Genomic DNA, 15,484 nt, shown 5'->3' on the forward strand with positions numbered 1-15,484 from the left:
GAATGTAGAAACCATATAAACCATGCGTGATTTTATGCCTGATCGGTATGATTTATTGAAAAAATTACAAGAAAATTTTTACCCCCCCCCCCCCTTAGGCACAGGTTACGCACAAAAGAAGGTCAATTTAGAGCACTTTTGATACTTAAAATGGATGAGTTAATCTTGTTCAATTGCTTTTGGACTATACTAAAGAATACAAGAAAAAGACAAAAAAATCTGCAAAGTTATTTTCAAAATCTGCAAAGTTACATGTTAATGGTGTTTCTCATAACATAAGATTTTATGAACCATATCCATTTGTTGTAAAATCATCTGCTGGAAAAAATTTAGTTGATGTTGATAATAACAAATACACAGATTACTGGATGGGCCACTGGAGTTTGATTTTAGGTCATGGTCCAAAAAAAGTCAAAGAATCACTCAAAAAACAAATTGAGAAGAGTTGGATGTATGGAACTGTAAATGAGCAGACCATATCATTATCTGAATTAATTTCCAAAAACGTTCCAGTAGCTGAAAAGATTCGCTATGTTACATCAGGTACTGAAGCTACAATGTATGCAGTAAGACTAGCACGTTCAGTAACTGGTAAAAAAATTATTGCAAAGATTGATGGTGGATGGCATGGATATACATCGGATTTGCTAAAATCAGTAAACTGGCCATTTTCTGAATCTGAAAGTAGTGGCGTAATTAATGAGGAGCAGATTGTATCAATTCCATACAATGACTTGGAGAAATCATTAGAGATACTATCAAGGCATTCAAAGGACTTGGCCGGTGTAATCGTAGAACCAGTTTTAGGCGGCGGAGGATGTATTCCTGCAACTGCAGATTATCTAAAGGGAATACAAGAGTTTTGCAAGAAAAATAATTCATTGTTTATTTTAGATGAGATAGTTACAGGATTTCGATTTAGATTTGGATGTTTGTATCCTACCATGAATCTTGATCCTGACATTGTCACACTTGGAAAAATTGTTGGTGGCGGAATGGCAATTGGTGTAATGTGTGGCAAAAAAGAGATCATGGAATATGCTGACACTAGAGGCAAGAAGAAATCAGAGAGAAGTTATGTTGGTGGCGGAACGTTTTCTGCAAATCCAACCTCTATGACATCAGGGTTTGCAACACTTAGTCATTTAAAATCAAAAAAATCAATCTATTCTAAAATTAATGAGTTGGGGAAATATACTAGAAAGGAATTAACAAAGACATTTGATGGCAAAGTAATTGTTACTGGTAAGGGCTCATTGTTTATGACTCATTTTGTTTCAGATGAGATAACAGAGATTACAAACTCTGTGCAGGCTGCAAAATGCGACAGTTCCATGCTGCAGAAATATCATTTCAAATTAATTGCACATGATGGAATATTCTTTTTGCCTGGAAAACTTGGTGCAATATCTGATGCCCATACTAAAGATGACATCAAGAAAATGCTAAAGGCATCTGAAGAATTCTAAGATTCTGGAAAATTTGTTTTTCTCCAAGCAATTAATTTATTGAATATTTCCAAGTAATCATCCTCATTCATTGTAATGTGAACATGTGCAAAGAATTGCCCAAACTGGGATTCAAAGATCATTCTAAACTCATCATTGAAGAACGGGACTGATATTCCAATCTTTTTTAGAGTGTGAAATTCTGTGTCTTGAATTTGTACTGTATTTTCTTTGATGATTACTCTCTTTTTTTGAGGATTTTTGTTAATGGATTTATCAATGTCATCTTTTGTGTCATTTCCCCACAATGGCGGATCATGGGGCCATCTATGAACAAACACTTTTTGCGCTAGAAATGAAATTTCAGACACAACAAAAATAATTTCTAATCAGAATTAAGCCTATCTTAGGGCATACAAACAATAATTCATACAGAGGTGTTATCCATTTGGAAAAATCCTATGGGTTTTGTCAAATTGAACCCACCATTATTTGATAATCCTAAATTTCACAGGTGGTTTTATAACTGGTCCTATGATAATATTTTGTCAATATGGAAGAGTTGGAAGTAAAAAAAGATTTTACAAATATTTACACAAAAAAATTTCCTGATGCATATCTTAAAGAAATGAAAAAATTAGATTACCGAATTCCTGATAAAACCAAACCTCTCTACATGTCTCTTGCAAAACAACTTTACAAAAAATTTTCAAGAGTAATTAAAATTTTAGATATTGGTAGTTCATATGGAATTAATGCAGCATTAATGAAATATGATTTGAAGATGTCTGATCTGGATGAGTTTTTTTTAAAAACATCACCATCTAAAGAACAAACCAAGCAATTCTTTGAAGAACTTCCTACCGATAACACATTAAGTTTTAATCAAATTGACATATCTGAGCCTGCTTTAACATTCTCCGAAGATGTCAAATTATGCAAAAAAGGAATATGTGTTAATTTAGAGACTGGAAATCTGCCAATAAAAGAAATACCTCGCTCAGATATGATTATTGCAACTGGTTGTATAGGATACATTGGATACAAGGCATTCTCAAATCTCTTTGAGCTGATCAAAAAACAGCAATCTAACTTTTCCTCAAACCCAAATCAATGGCCAATATTTGCATTTTCAGTTTTAAGAATTTTTGATATGGAAAAAATTAAAAAAACTTTTGATGAATATGGCTATTCTATTATAAAAAGTGACATAAAACCAATTCGTCAAAGGAGATTCTCAGACTTGGACGAGCAATACAAGACATTATCTCTTTTGCATGATAATAACTTGGATACTGATGAATTTGAGGATGATGGTCATTTTTATGCTGATTTTTATATTGCAAGTCCCAAAAAACTGGAATCACAATTAATTACAATGTCTAAAAACATGAAAATGTGTACTAATTAATTTTGAATTTTAATGATTGACAAGTTTTTTACTCATTTGCAACTGTGATCTTGTTTGTCTATTCTTATCGATGGTTTTATAACAGGTGCTGGGATAACAATACCCCAACATGGAAAGTTATACTGTGAATAAAATAAAATCCGGAGCATTATCATGTCTATGCTAAAAGAAAAATGTCTTAGATGTGGCAAAGATTCTTTGATGACTGATATTGATTCCCACGAAGTATTCTGCTCAAAATGCGGTATGGTAATTAATGAAAGTGTTTTTGATAGCAGACCCGAAAGAACATTTACAAATTCTTCTACAAACAAATCTCATACAGGGAACAAGACATCACTAACTAGTCATGATCGTGGTCTTAGCACGATGATTAATTCTTCTAACAAAGACTCTTCAGGACATGTTTTATCATCTTCTATGAAATCCTCACTCAAACAGCTTCGAAAACTAGATTCTCAGAGCAAAACTAAAACCAGCAAAGACAGGAATCTCCAAAATGCACTAGCAGAATTACTAAAAATGAAAGACAAACTATCTTTGTCTGAGGCAATCATAGAAAAGGCAGCATATATCTACAGAAAAGCATTAGATAAGAAATTGATTAGAGGACGTTCCATTGCGTCCGTTATTGCAGCATCGCTTTATGCAGCATGTCGCGAATCTGAAACTCCTAGAACGATAAAAGAGGTTGCAACATCTATTGGCATAAAAAGAAAAGATCTTACCGTCTGTTATAGAGTGATATTTAGAGAATTGGAATTAAAGATGCCTGTAGTTGATTCTGTTTCGTGTATTTCAAAAATTGCAAGCGGTGCGGATTTATCAGAAAAAGTAAAACGAAATGCAATTAAAATTCTTAACAAAGCAAAAAAAGAAAACGCTCTTGCAGGAAAACACCCAATGGGGGTTGCAGCATCTGCGTTGTATCTTGCAAGTATTGATCAAGGGGATCGCACCACTCAAAAAGAAATTGCAGACGCTGCAGGAATCACTGAGGTAACAGTAAGAAACAGATGCAGTGGTCTCAAAAAAGCACTTTTGATTAAAATTAGATGATTATTACAAACAAATGACATTTCATCATAGGAATTTTATCCTAAATAGATTTTTCTCTGATTAATCAAAATCCCGACACTCTTGTTGAATTTTTTGATACAAGTTTGTAATCATAAATATTTTTATGAATTTACAAAATCATTCATCAATCGTTTTATTTTTTTTCTTGAAACATTTTTTCCATCATCTAGTTTTGCTTTCATTATTTTTTGAAGTTCTTCTACAGATGACGTTTTTTTAACATTCATAATTACCAATATTCGTATTATCTAATAATATTCACTAAGCTAATTACAATAATTTCAGCTATTTTGCTAATTCATCATGATATAGTATACATTTGTAAATAGTTGTATGACAACGCAAAAACAAATCCAAGCATCACGACAAAATATTAGGAAGGCTCAAAAAGCTTGGCAAGATATGACTTCTCATCAAAGATCTCTTCGTCAACCCGAAGGAAGATCAAGAAAGAAGCCAGGAACAGGTAAAAATGCAAAGTATTATAGAATTATTGTTAGACCAAAATCTGAATTCACAGCATTTCGTATACATGATGTAGGAAGAACAGGACATACTCTAAGAATTGCAGGAAAACGCTCTAGTGGGAGTTGGGCAACTCATTCATGGTTAATCAGCAAAAAAGATGCATATGTAGAAAATGGGTACTTGAAAACAAATATTTCAAAAATAAAGAAAGTCTTACAAAATTTAAGAGGTTCAATTAAAAAATCTAAAGGCAGTATTTTTATTGCAAAACCAAGAAAAAATATTCCTGAAAAGGACAAACCAACAAAAAAGCAACAAAGAGCCAGACAAAAAAATATCAAAAAAGCACAAAAGAGTAGAAAGAAGAAATAATTTTTAAAAATATTCCGAAGAGATTATCATGAATATTGACTCTACGAATTTAATTAAATAACTCATCCAGTTTGGAAAGGAGTGACTTATCGAAGAAATTCCAGGAAAAATAGACTGAAGAGTTTACAAAAATTGAATCAGGCATAGCCATCCTCATGCATTTTAGTTGTATAAGTAAAAATATTAATTCAACTAACTGTAGTGACATGAAATCATAGTCAAATAGGATATAATTTCCAAAGAATTTTAGATTATTTGCGAGTAACCTTTAGTTCCAATTTACCGTCAAATGTTGCATGTATTGCCTGTACCCTACTTTTGTATAGAAAGTATTTCTTCCCATCTTCAGTAATACTTCCGCTTGTATGTACTAGTTTTTGGTCTTGTAATTCCTGCATTCGTCTGTAAACTGTACTTATGGGGATTTTTGTCTCTATGCTAATCTCTACGCATGACATTGGTTTTTCCTTTATGGTTTCAAGTATTTTACGACAATATGAATCCGCAAGAATCCATAATACTGATGACATATGTTCAACATCTAGTTGACATTCTTTTTGTTGTGTTTGTTCTACAAACATTGAAACATAATATAGTCAAAATCATAAATAAATCTATTCAAAAAACACACATAATTCTAAAACGTATAGATATTCAATAACTGTTCAAACTCACTTCTAGTAGGCATATAGTTGAAATAACAGATACATCAGCAATCCCTGAATTTCAAACAATTGCAATGATGATTTTAATATCTGTTGATTGTTAAGATCTCAATCACATTTCAAACTTTTAAGAAATAGATAATACTAATTCTGTACTACATGGGTTAAGATCAAATTTGGTTTCTGGAACTCAACTAATGGAAAAAGTGTTATTCCGATTTGCTAAACAATGGATTGCTGGAAGTACACTCGAAGATGCTTTAAAATCGGCCAAGATTGCTTATGATAATGGACGACACGCAATAGTCAACAAACTAGGAGAATATCATACAGAACAAAAACCAATTGATGAAGCAATTACAGAGTATAATGAAATCATCAATTCATTTAGAAGATGGAAGATCCGAGGAGCCATTTCCATAAAACCGACACAGCTTGGACAGTCTATTTCTCACAAAGAATGTTTGAAAAACTTTGAAGACATAATCAAGACTGCAACAAAATCGCATGTTTTTGTATGGATTGATATGGAGTCCTCAGAACATACGGATGAAACGCTTGTTATGTATTATGATTTGTTCTCAAGATATGAGAGAATTGGGATTGCTATGCAAGCCAACCTTAAACGAACATTAAATGACGTTAAAGATTTGATTAAGCACTGTGCAAAAATCCGTCTAGTAAAGGGGGCATACAAAGAAGATGAGGAGATTGCGTTTACAACAAAGCAAGATGTAGATTCTAACTATGAAAAAATTATGAGACTGTTGTTTGAAACAGGAAATGAGTTTGGAATTGCCACACATGACGCTACTCTAATCAATCTAGCAGTAAAACTAGCACAAGAAAATGATGTCAAGTTTGAATTTCAGTTTCTAAAAGGAGTACGAGATGAATTAAAACTAAAACTAGTAAAACAAGGATTTGTAGTATCTGACTACATCCCTTATGGTACAAATTGGCTTCCTTACTCCATTAGGAGGCTAAAGGAGAGAAAGCGGAATATTTTGCTTCTTGGAAACTCCTTTATTCAGTCACACAAGGTTTGAGTTTGCGCCCTCAAAAACTGCTGCAAATAATTTTCCCCTCCGGCTCCTTTTCCAGTTGTTCCTGATGCCTTCCATCCAACAAAGGGCTGAGCTTGAACTAGAGCTGCAGTAGTTGCACTGGATGCACGATTAGCATATACTGTTCCTGCCTGAATCTTTTTGAAAAATTCATCAATTTGTTGTTTGTCTTCAGAAAATATTCCTGCTGTTAATCCATACTCTGTATTATTTGCAAGATCTATCGCATCATCAAAGTCATCATATGTGTCTATGCACAGAAATGGCAAAAACAATTCCTCGGTAATTAATTTGTGGTTTTTTGGAAGATTAGTTACAATAGTTGGTTCAACAAAAAATCCCGAGTCATAATCAGAATTTTTTAGAATATTTCCGCCAAAAATTATCTTGCCATCTTTTTTTGCCATCTCGACAGATCTTTCAAATTTGTCTACTGCTTCTTTGTTTATTACAGGACCCAAAAATGAATCTTGCAACCAAGGCTTTCCAATTTTTAGTGATTTTGTTTTTTCTAAAATCTTTTCAGTAAATTCATTTAGAATTTCTTTTTGAACATATACTCTAGAACAGGCACTACATTTTTGGCCTCCATATCCAAACGCTGCCCTCATTACCCCTTCTGCTGCTTTTTCTAGATCTGCATTTTTAGTTACAATTACTGGGTTTTTACCTCCCATTTCTGCAATGAATGGTTTTGGATTTTTTTCTGTAAATTTTTTTGCTCCTGCTACTCCAACATCACGTGATCCTGTAAAAGCAATTCCTTCGATGTTGGGATTTTCAACAAGTGATTTTCCAACAACTGAACCGCTTCCGGTTACAAAATTTATTGTGCCTGCAGGAACATGCTCAAACAAATTCTCTACAAAAAAGTAAGATGAAAGGGGTGTTGCACTAGCAGGCTTTAGCACTGCAGTATTACCAGTAATTAATGCACCAGTGGTCATCCCTATTGCTATTGCAGATGGAAAATTAAAGGGAGCAATTATTCCCCATACCCCATATGGTTTTAGCACTGTCATAGTTTTTTCTCTAGGATTAGGATGAGGTGTTTTTTTACAGAATCCTTCGTTTTTTTCTAGTTGGTATGAATAAAAGCGCAAAAAGTCTATTGCTTCATCAACATCATTCATTGCCTCTATCCTATTTTTTCCGTTCTCAAAAGTCATGGATGCTGCAAGATAGAATTTTTGTTTAGACATGGCATCTGCACAATTACAAAATATCTTTACTCTGTCCTGGTATGGAATGACACTCCACTTGTAAAATGCTGCTTTTGCACTATTTGCAGCATCAAGTACATTTTCTTCAGTACAGTTTGGGAATTCTGCAAGAACTAGATTTGTGTCTGCAGGAGATCTTACTTTAAAACAATCATCTGAAAATATCTTTTTTCCATTAATTATCATTGGGTATTTTTTTCCAAAGTTGGACTTTACCTGTTTTATTGCTTTTTCAAACAAGTCATGGAATTTATCAACTGTATTTTGTGATACTGCATTTCCCCAAGTGAATTCATTTTCAAATTCAACCATTTTGAGTCTCCGAGGAATACAGAACCTCTCCAATTAACCTTGATGCTAAGTGCGATGTTCTATCCTTTACATCAAAGCTGGGACAAACTTCCATGATATCCATACCTACAATACCTCTTTGTGCAATTTTTTGTAATAAATATACGGCATCATTGCTGTCAATACCCAGAGGTACAGGAACAGATACACCTGGTGCAAATGATGGATCTATACAATCCATGTCAAATGAAATGTAGACTCTGTCTCCAAGTTTGTCTAAAATATTCCTTGCAATACTTTTGATTCCTTTTTCTTTAATGTCTATGGGAGTGATGATTTCTAAATTGTATTTTTTTATGTTGTCTAACTCTTCTTGTTCTGGAGTACGAATACCTATCTCCAAGCTTGAATCTATGTGGATGTTAGATAAAACATCATTTACCACAGAACCATAGTAATTTGTAGAGGAACTAACAAAATCTGGGTGTGCATCAAAATAAACAAGTGAAATTTTTCCTCTATGTTTTGCTATTGTGTTAATTATTTTACTTGTCAAGGAGTGATCTCCTCCAATAGTTATTGGTATCTTTGATTGAGAAATCTTCTCATAGACTGATTCTATTTGGTCTCTTGTGATATCACCGTAATCGTATACATTTTTTTCAGTACCATGTGTTGGTCTTCCGAGTATGATTTTATCTTCTCTTGAATAGGTGTCTCTCTGATTAGATATTTGTCGAATTCTAGATGGCGCCTCTTCTGTTCCCCTTCTTAGTGCATGAGATTGAGATTCATCAGGTATGCCTATGACAACAAACTCTGCATCTTCAAAATTCTCTTTATTTGCCCAAGAAATTTTTTCCATAGTATAACTTGTCTTATTGCTCTTCTAAGTTTTCTCATTGTTTGGATATTTTATTTTCCAAATTATTCAATAATTCTTTCAAGATGATAATTTCTTGTTTAAGATGAGCATTTTTTCTTTTAAATCATTATTTTTGCCAGCCTAAATATTGTAACAAAAATGGAAAGCATTTAACATATCTGACAAAGCCGTTGGAGATTAGAATTCTAACCAACTATTTTGTGTTGCTTCAAAGGGATTTTATATTTTAGTTCAAGAATGAAATAGTATGAAGAAAAAAGAAGAAAAAGAAGCATATGCCACGGATGATCCAACAAATACCTCTGCCAAAGAACAAGAAGAAATGGCAAAAGAGGCAATAAAGAAATTCAAATCTTTAGGCTAAGCCAAACTTTCAATAGCAGTACATTATTTTCAAAATTATGGGACTGTTTGGCTCAAAAGAAAACATTGAAGATTTGCTCTATAATGCAATGTCACTAATGGAGAAGAGCCAACCAAAGGGGGCAATCTCACTATTTAACAAAGTTCTAAAACAAGATTCCAAAAACGCATCAGCATTATACAATAAGGGATTGGCACTAAATCAAATCAAAAAGTATAGTGATGCAGTCACATGTTTTGATAAATTACTTGAAATCAATCCAAAAGATGCACAAGCATACAACAATAAAGGAATTGCAATGGCTGAGATGGGAAATATTCAAGATGCTGCAGAATGTTATGACAAGGCAATTGAGGCAGACCCAAAACATGCTCCGTCATATTTTAACAAAGGAGTCTTACTTGATAAACTCCAAGAACACGAAGAAGCAATTACAACATTAGAAAAGGCAATAACAATTGAACCAAGAAAACCAAATGCATTATTTTACAAGGGAATAATCTTAGGCAAACTCAAAAGACATGAGGAGGCACTGAATTGTTTTGATAGTGTTTACAAAAATAATCCAAGTCACATGGATGCATTATTTCACAGAGGAATTGAGCTTGCAGAGTTAGGCAAACATGAAAAGGCAATTGAGATTTTTGACAAGATTCTATCAAAGCACAAGGACAATGTAAATATCATTTATGCAAAATCAAGAAGTAAAGCAGAGTTGGGAAGTCTTTCAGAGTCATTAAATCTGCTAAGACAAGCAATTTCTAAAAATCCTAAAATCATTCGCAAGTGGGCAAAAGAAGAAAAGATATTTGAAAAACTTCACAGTAATGACGAGTTTAGAAAACTAGTAAAATTATAGAATCTTTTTTCTTACTGCATCTATTCTAATAATTTCAACTTTCTTTTTTGGATCAGATAATCGTGCTTCAAAAATTGGAACATAAACTTCTGTTAAATCATGTAATACAAAGTCCTCTTTAAGATCTCTTACTTCAGGATCTAGTGGTTTTTTTAGATGAATTTTGAGTTTCTCAATTCCAGACTCGTATGGAAATTCAAGCTTTTTTACAGTATGCTGATTCTCTTCTAGTATTCTTTGGGGATAGTTCTCAATGCTCTTTGAGTCAATTTTGAATGGAAGTTCTGTTTCCATCCCATGATTGTCAAATGTCAATTCGTCTTCTTCTTCAACAAATACATGCTCCTCTAGATTGATATCGACTTTGTTTTTTCCTCGTTTTCCAACAAAGGTTTTCTCCAATCCAGATTTTGAGCGAACCGGGAAAATGCCATCACCGATTACAATCTCATGAACATTAGAATCAACATCAATTGTATGTACGGCTTTTCTGAAATAATCTGCACTGTATTTTGCTGAGATAACTAATGAGCACTCATAGTATAACTTCATAGAATCAAGATGAATGTCTTCTTTTTTTGGTCTTGATAGTAGTGATTTGAAAGGATCAGTCTTTTTTTGCTCAATTACTTTTAGAGCTTCATCTTCCTCCATATTTTTTCTAATTACGATTGTTTTTACATCAAAATTCTTCTCTGTCAAAACTAACTAAATTATGTATTTCCTTGTATTAAACCAATTCAGAAAAGAAAGAGATAATAGAATTAAGATTAAACAAGAATCATGGCAACAGCAAAAAAAGGCGGATATATTGGACGGTTTTTAAAAAAAGCAGACAAGGCAATTCAAGAAGGAATTAAAAAAGCAGATGAAGCATTAGATGAAGCAGTTGAACTTGGAGAACTAACTGCAAAGGAAGCATCAAAAGTTAGCAAAGAATTGTCAGCAAAAGCAAAGAAAGAGAGTATGGAATTAAAAAAGAAAGGAGTCAATAAAATCAGTGAAGGTATGGCATCTGCAAAAAAGATGACAACTAGTACACAAGAAGAATTAGAATTACTTGAAAAACTTGGTCAATTAAAAAAATCAGGAGTTATCACTCAAAAGGAATTTCTAGAAAAGAAAAAGAAGATACTGAGTAAGATTTAGTATGAAAAAATCAAACATTTTTGGTTCTGGAGATAAAAGAAAAGTAAATCCAAATTGGTTTACAGGTAAAACATGGATGAAGGTCTTATCAGAGAAAATAAAATCAAAAGATCAAGACATCTATCATGTACACTTTGAGAATGGCTCTAGAACAAAGCTTCATGAGCACGATGGAAATCAGGTATTAATGGTAACAAAAGGAAAAGGGAGTCTTGAGATTTTTAGAAAATACGGTACAAGAAAATCAGACTTTAAAATAAAAAGAACAGAGAGAATTTCACTTAATGAAGGAGACATTGTACATATTCCTGCCCATGTTTTGCACACTCATGGTTCAATTGACAAGAAAAAGACATTCTCACATATTGCAATAAATATTCTACCTAAAAAAAATGCATCATACAAAACTACTTGGTATGAATCAGATTTTAAAACTAATGTTTCCAACATCATTTAGAAACAATGTCATTGAGAAAAAATTCTGAAATAGAATCGATTCAAGGCGATGAAGGAACAAACATCAAGCAATATTTTCATCCTCACAATACCCTAAATGGAATCAATTACAGTTTAGCTCAATTCACACTAGAGCCGGGGAAAAAATCTAAACTTCACAAAATCAAATCATCAGAAATTTATTATATTTTAGAAGGTAGTGGGAGACTCAAAGTAGATGATGAATTTTTCAATCTTCAAAAAGATGACTCTATTTTTGTCCCTCCAAATTCAGAGCAATTTATTGAAAACACAGGAACAGTAGATTTGAGATTTTTATGCATAGTTGAACCTGCCTGGAAGGCAACCGATGAAACAATCCTAGAATAATTTCAAACCAGGTTTGATTTAGGCAAATTATTTTTAAGATACAACCAGGTTGTAGTTTTAGTGAATACATACCAAGCTGTTAAGATATTAAAAGTAAATCATGATTCATCACAAGAAGAGATCAAGGCAGCCTACAGAAAACTGGCATTAGAATATCATCCTGACAAAAATAAGGGCCTAAAAGAAGATTCGGAATTTAAGAAAATTACAGAAGCATATCACATGCTAAAAAATAATCAAACTACAAATTCTGAAAACAAAAAAGATGGAGAATACAAATCAAGTGCAAAAACAGACTATAGAAGAAAACCACAGTGGGGAGCACCAGAAGACATCCCTCAGCAAGACTGGGGAAAATACACTAGAGAGTTTGAGGAGGGGGATCCTGATTTTTGGAAAGAGTATGAACGAAAATTCTGGGAGGACTATAACGCGCGAGTACGTGCAGATGGCAAGAATGGGGAATTTGATAAAGCCAAAGAACCAAAACAGCAACCAAATCTTTTTGTCGATGTCGATAAAAGCAGATGCATAGGATGCTGTAGTTGTGAAATTATTGCACCAGATGTTTTTCTAATCAATAAAGAATCAAAATCAAATCCAAAATCATCAGTAATTAATCAAAGAGGAGCAGGAGTAAATAAAATCATGAATGCAGCAGAGACTTGCCCAACAAAAGCAATCATTGTAGAAAATAGCGATACAAAAGAAAGACTGTATCCTTATTGAAGTTAGTTTTTTAGTTTATTGTACAATTCATCAATTTCATTTTCAGAGAGTTTCAATGTAGAGTTAAACATGCTGTGAATGGCACCAGCTGAGTCAGAACTACTTCGTGGAACTAGATGCACATGAACATGTGGTACTTCCTGTCCTGCATCTTTGCCATTGTGAATTGCAACCAATGTCGCACCAGTTATTGAATCTACTTTAGATATCATAGAATGCACTAGTGAAAACAAATCAGCATTCTCCCCAACACTCATGTCCTGAATTTTTTGATGATGATTTTTTGGAATTACAAGCACATGTCCCTTTGCTAGCGGAAACGCATCAAGAAAAGATATTGAGTGCTCAGTTTGGCTTAGAATTTTAGCTGGAATATCCCCTGAAATAATTTTACAAAATATACAATCCACATTTGAAATTTGAATAATCAGAATATTAAATCATCTATTTATGGGCTGACAATGCTTGCCCATGCTAAACCTTGACCAAATTTGATTGTGGCAGTATCACCAGGATTTAGATTGCAATTCTCAATTATTTTCGGAATACTATCACTAGTCTCAATATAGCAAACTCCATTATCGTTACTCAAAATAACCACTTCTTCAAAGACATCTTCTCTAATTAGATTCCAAAATGGGAATACAAGTGTGGACAGTACTATTCCTGCTACAACAAATGCACCCCCAAAAACTAATCCTGCCTTTTGGCTAGAACTTAGTTCCATGTTACCATGTACCGCCATCTCCTGCATTTGGATCTAATTTCTTTGCAGGTACATTTCCATGTGCTTTTTTCATATGTCGTTTCAAGCGTTCAGGATCATGTAATTCTGTACCACATGTTTCACATTTGGTTTGATTCTCATCATCTTTCTTACGTTTGAACAAGCCCATGGTTTTCTAAAATTTGGAAATACATTATAAAGGATACTCGATTTTTTAGAGCAGTGTCAATTAAAAACATCACAGTTTTAGGGTCTGGAGTAATGGGGCATGGAATTGCTCAAGTTTCAGCAACTGCAGGATATAATGTAGTTCTAAGAGATATCGAGCAGTCATTTTTAGACAAAGCAATGGAGAAAATAAAATGGAGTTTAGACAAACTAGTTTCTAAAGAAAAAATTTCTAAAGAAGAAAGAGATGCAATTTTTTCAAGAATTAAACCAGTAGTTGATTTAACTGAAGCAGTAAAAGATGCAGAACTCGTAATTGAAGTAGTTCCAGAAATTATGGATTTAAAGAAAAAAGTATATGCTGAATTAGACAAAGTAGCAGCACCTGGAGTGATTTTTGCATCAAATACAAGCACACTTCCAATAACAGAGATTGCAAACACAACTTCTCGTCCTGAAAAATTTATTGGGATTCATTTTTTCAACCCACCACAACTGATGAAGTTAGTTGAGATAATTCCTGGAGAAAAAACAAGTAAAGAAGTTACAGAACTTACACAAGATTATGTAAAATCAGTGAACAAACAAGCAGTTATTTGCAGAAAAGATGTTCCAGGTTTTATCATTAATCGATTATTCATTCCAATGGTTCATGAGGCATGTTATCTAAAAGACAGAACTGGTGCCACTCTTGAAGAAATAGATTCAGCAGTAAAATTCAAGCTAGGATTCCCAATGGGAATATTTGAGTTGGCAGATTTTACTGGAATGGATGTTATTCACAAAGCTACAGTAGAGATGCATTTAAGAGATAAAAAAGTAATCAACCCACACCCACTTGTTGAGAAAATGTTTGATGAGAAAAAACTTGGACAAAAATCGGGCGAGGGATTTTACAAATATTCTGATGACAAATATGAGAGAGTTACACTTTCTGAAGAATTGGCAACAAAGTGTGATCCTATTCAGTTAGTTGCAAACATTCTAAACAATGCAGCATGGCTTGTCACAAATGGTGCAAGCGACATTGAAGAAATCGAAAAGGCTGCACAATTAGGATTAGGATTGAAAAAACCATTATTTGAAACAGCAAAACAAATAGGAATTAAAAATATTGTCAATGAATTAAACAAACTAGCTGAGAAGAATGGAGAATTTTACAAACCAGATCCATTACTAGTGTCTATGAGTAGTTAATTCCAGAATTTTTTCCACCGCTTCTTTGGAAGAATCAACGCCAATTATCTTGATATTTTCTCTATGATCAAGAAAGCCATCAATGTATGGTTCAACTGTACCTCCCATTTTTCTGATTGCAACCATGGGTTTTTTGTGCATGTAAGCTGCACATACTTCAGATAGAGTTCCAGAACCTCCACCAATAATTATCACACCATCTGCACTTAGAGCATTGAGAAAATCTCGTGTTAGACCCATTCCAGTAGGAATTACAATATCACAGTATTCATTTGCCATTTTTGGATCATCCTGAGGAATAATTCCAACTGCAATTCCATTAGAGTCATGTACACCATGAGCAACTGCATTCATCACTCCACCCAATCCACCACAAATCAAAACAGATTTGGATTTGGCAATTTCAACGCCCACCTCATAAGCAATTTTTTCATGCTCAGGTCTGCAACCATTAGTATTATGTCCAATTACTAGTATCTGACATTTCTTTGTCATATCCAAGATTGAGAAATTGGGTTGAAAAATCTTCGTATTTTTACAAGTAATTTTACAATT

At 33.4% G+C, this 15,484-nt stretch carries 22 protein-coding genes; 12 read left to right on the forward strand and 10 right to left on the reverse strand.

Features of this window, described 5'->3' with window-relative positions:
• The first annotated feature begins 173 nt into the window (after window positions 1-173).
• Window positions 174-1,469, forward strand: coding sequence for an aminotransferase class III-fold pyridoxal phosphate-dependent enzyme (locus K5790_RS04025; RefSeq protein ID WP_297592611.1), 1,296 nt, complete (start codon window positions 174-176; stop codon window positions 1,467-1,469).
• On the opposite strand, the gene K5790_RS04030 is transcribed toward K5790_RS04025, so the two are convergent.
• Window positions 1,466-1,819, reverse strand: a complete 354-nt coding sequence (locus tag K5790_RS04030) for a hypothetical protein (RefSeq protein ID WP_297592613.1) — start codon at window positions 1,817-1,819, stop codon at window positions 1,466-1,468. The genes K5790_RS04025 and K5790_RS04030 overlap by 4 nt on opposite strands.
• Before the next feature lie 182 nt (window positions 1,820-2,001).
• Between K5790_RS04030 and K5790_RS04035 the strand changes: the two genes are divergently transcribed.
• Both K5790_RS04035 and K5790_RS04040 read left to right on the forward strand, forming a co-directional pair.
• Complete coding sequence (locus tag K5790_RS04035) at window positions 2,002-2,859, forward strand: hypothetical protein (RefSeq protein ID WP_297592614.1); 858 nt, start codon at window positions 2,002-2,004, stop codon at window positions 2,857-2,859.
• A gap of 153 nt (window positions 2,860-3,012) precedes the next feature.
• Window positions 3,013-3,918, forward strand: coding sequence for a TFIIB-type zinc ribbon-containing protein (locus K5790_RS04040; protein ID WP_297592616.1), 906 nt, complete (start codon window positions 3,013-3,015; stop codon window positions 3,916-3,918).
• Window positions 3,919-4,040: 122 nt separating this feature from the next.
• On the opposite strand, the gene K5790_RS04045 is transcribed toward K5790_RS04040, so the two are convergent.
• Window positions 4,041-4,166 carry a hypothetical protein gene (locus tag K5790_RS04045; protein ID WP_297592619.1) on the reverse strand — a complete coding sequence of 42 codons (126 nt, stop codon included), beginning with the start codon at window positions 4,164-4,166 and terminating at the stop codon, window positions 4,041-4,043.
• A gap of 106 nt (window positions 4,167-4,272) precedes the next feature.
• On the opposite strand from K5790_RS04045, the gene K5790_RS04050 reads away from it, so the two are divergent.
• Complete coding sequence (locus K5790_RS04050; RefSeq protein ID WP_297592621.1) at window positions 4,273-4,779, forward strand: hypothetical protein; 507 nt, start codon at window positions 4,273-4,275, stop codon at window positions 4,777-4,779.
• Between the two features lie 251 nt (window positions 4,780-5,030).
• Here K5790_RS04050 and K5790_RS04055 read toward each other — a convergent pair whose 3' ends face one another.
• The gene (locus K5790_RS04055) at window positions 5,031-5,360 is read right to left on the reverse strand and encodes a helix-turn-helix domain-containing protein (protein WP_297592623.1); all 330 of its coding nucleotides are present in this window, start codon (window positions 5,358-5,360) and stop codon (window positions 5,031-5,033) included.
• A gap of 134 nt (window positions 5,361-5,494) precedes the next feature.
• On the opposite strand from K5790_RS04055, the gene K5790_RS10770 reads away from it, so the two are divergent.
• Entirely contained in the window at window positions 5,495-5,548 is a 54-nt protein-coding gene (locus K5790_RS10770) for a hypothetical protein (protein WP_367182857.1), read from the forward strand.
• Window positions 5,549-5,641: 93 nt separating this feature from the next.
• The gene (locus tag K5790_RS04060) at window positions 5,642-6,493 is read left to right on the forward strand and encodes a proline dehydrogenase family protein (protein WP_297592625.1); all 852 of its coding nucleotides are present in this window, start codon (window positions 5,642-5,644) and stop codon (window positions 6,491-6,493) included.
• Here the strand turns inward: K5790_RS04060 and K5790_RS04065 are convergent.
• Entirely contained in the window at window positions 6,475-8,046 is a 1,572-nt protein-coding gene (locus tag K5790_RS04065) for an aldehyde dehydrogenase family protein (RefSeq protein WP_297592627.1), read from the reverse strand. The two genes, K5790_RS04060 and K5790_RS04065, sit on opposite strands and share 19 nt — an antisense overlap.
• Window positions 8,039-8,890 (reverse strand): arginase family protein, encoded by an 852-nt coding sequence (locus tag K5790_RS04070; protein WP_297592629.1) that lies wholly within the window; start codon window positions 8,888-8,890, stop codon window positions 8,039-8,041. Before K5790_RS04070 ends, K5790_RS04065 begins: the two co-directional genes overlap by 8 nt.
• Window positions 8,891-9,312: 422 nt before the next feature.
• Between K5790_RS04070 and K5790_RS04075 the strand changes: the two genes are divergently transcribed.
• The gene (locus K5790_RS04075; protein ID WP_297592631.1) at window positions 9,313-10,134 is read left to right on the forward strand and encodes a tetratricopeptide repeat protein; all 822 of its coding nucleotides are present in this window, start codon (window positions 9,313-9,315) and stop codon (window positions 10,132-10,134) included.
• Here the strand turns inward: K5790_RS04075 and K5790_RS04080 are convergent.
• Window positions 10,129-10,836, reverse strand: coding sequence for a hypothetical protein (locus tag K5790_RS04080; RefSeq protein WP_297592633.1), 708 nt, complete (start codon window positions 10,834-10,836; stop codon window positions 10,129-10,131). The two genes, K5790_RS04075 and K5790_RS04080, sit on opposite strands and share 6 nt — an antisense overlap.
• Before the next feature lie 81 nt (window positions 10,837-10,917).
• Here K5790_RS04080 and K5790_RS04085 point away from each other — a divergent pair, with 81 nt between their 5' ends.
• Genes K5790_RS04085 through K5790_RS04100 form a run of 4 tightly spaced genes read left to right on the forward strand, consistent with a single transcriptional unit; the run spans window position 10,918 to window position 12,837 of the window.
• The gene (locus K5790_RS04085) at window positions 10,918-11,283 is read left to right on the forward strand and encodes an SHOCT domain-containing protein (RefSeq protein WP_297592635.1); all 366 of its coding nucleotides are present in this window, start codon (window positions 10,918-10,920) and stop codon (window positions 11,281-11,283) included.
• Between the two features lies 1 nt (window position 11,284).
• The gene (locus K5790_RS04090; RefSeq protein WP_297592637.1) at window positions 11,285-11,740 is read left to right on the forward strand and encodes a cupin domain-containing protein; all 456 of its coding nucleotides are present in this window, start codon (window positions 11,285-11,287) and stop codon (window positions 11,738-11,740) included.
• A 5-nt stretch (window positions 11,741-11,745) separates the two neighbouring features.
• Window positions 11,746-12,108, forward strand: a complete 363-nt coding sequence (locus K5790_RS04095; protein WP_297592639.1) for a cupin domain-containing protein — start codon at window positions 11,746-11,748, stop codon at window positions 12,106-12,108.
• A gap of 60 nt (window positions 12,109-12,168) precedes the next feature.
• Window positions 12,169-12,837: a DnaJ domain-containing protein gene (locus K5790_RS04100; protein WP_297592641.1), complete on the forward strand. Its 669-nt coding sequence runs from the start codon at window positions 12,169-12,171 to the stop codon at window positions 12,835-12,837.
• A 2-nt stretch (window positions 12,838-12,839) separates the two neighbouring features.
• Here K5790_RS04100 and K5790_RS04105 read toward each other — a convergent pair whose 3' ends face one another.
• The 3 genes from K5790_RS04105 to K5790_RS04115 are packed head-to-tail and all read right to left on the reverse strand — an operon-like array spanning window position 12,840 to window position 13,733.
• On the reverse strand, window positions 12,840-13,247 hold the full coding sequence (locus K5790_RS04105; RefSeq protein ID WP_297592643.1) for an HIT family protein: 408 nt from the start codon (window positions 13,245-13,247) through the stop codon (window positions 12,840-12,842).
• 38 nt (window positions 13,248-13,285) lie between these two features.
• Window positions 13,286-13,564: a hypothetical protein gene (locus K5790_RS04110; RefSeq protein ID WP_297592645.1), complete on the reverse strand. Its 279-nt coding sequence runs from the start codon at window positions 13,562-13,564 to the stop codon at window positions 13,286-13,288.
• 1 nt (window position 13,565) lies between these two features.
• On the reverse strand, window positions 13,566-13,733 hold the full coding sequence (locus K5790_RS04115) for a hypothetical protein (protein ID WP_297592647.1): 168 nt from the start codon (window positions 13,731-13,733) through the stop codon (window positions 13,566-13,568).
• A 53-nt stretch (window positions 13,734-13,786) separates the two neighbouring features.
• Here K5790_RS04115 and K5790_RS04120 point away from each other — a divergent pair, with 53 nt between their 5' ends.
• Window positions 13,787-14,929, forward strand: coding sequence for a 3-hydroxyacyl-CoA dehydrogenase (locus K5790_RS04120; RefSeq protein ID WP_297592649.1), 1,143 nt, complete (start codon window positions 13,787-13,789; stop codon window positions 14,927-14,929).
• Here the strand turns inward: K5790_RS04120 and K5790_RS04125 are convergent.
• Window positions 14,909-15,424: a TIGR00725 family protein gene (locus K5790_RS04125; RefSeq protein WP_297592651.1), complete on the reverse strand. Its 516-nt coding sequence runs from the start codon at window positions 15,422-15,424 to the stop codon at window positions 14,909-14,911. The genes K5790_RS04120 and K5790_RS04125 overlap by 21 nt on opposite strands.
• Window positions 15,425-15,484: the final 60 nt, after the last annotated feature.

Origin of the sequence: Nitrosopumilus sp. (assembly GCF_025698945.1) — an archaeon.
GTDB lineage: Archaea > Thermoproteota > Nitrososphaeria > Nitrososphaerales > Nitrosopumilaceae > Nitrosopumilus.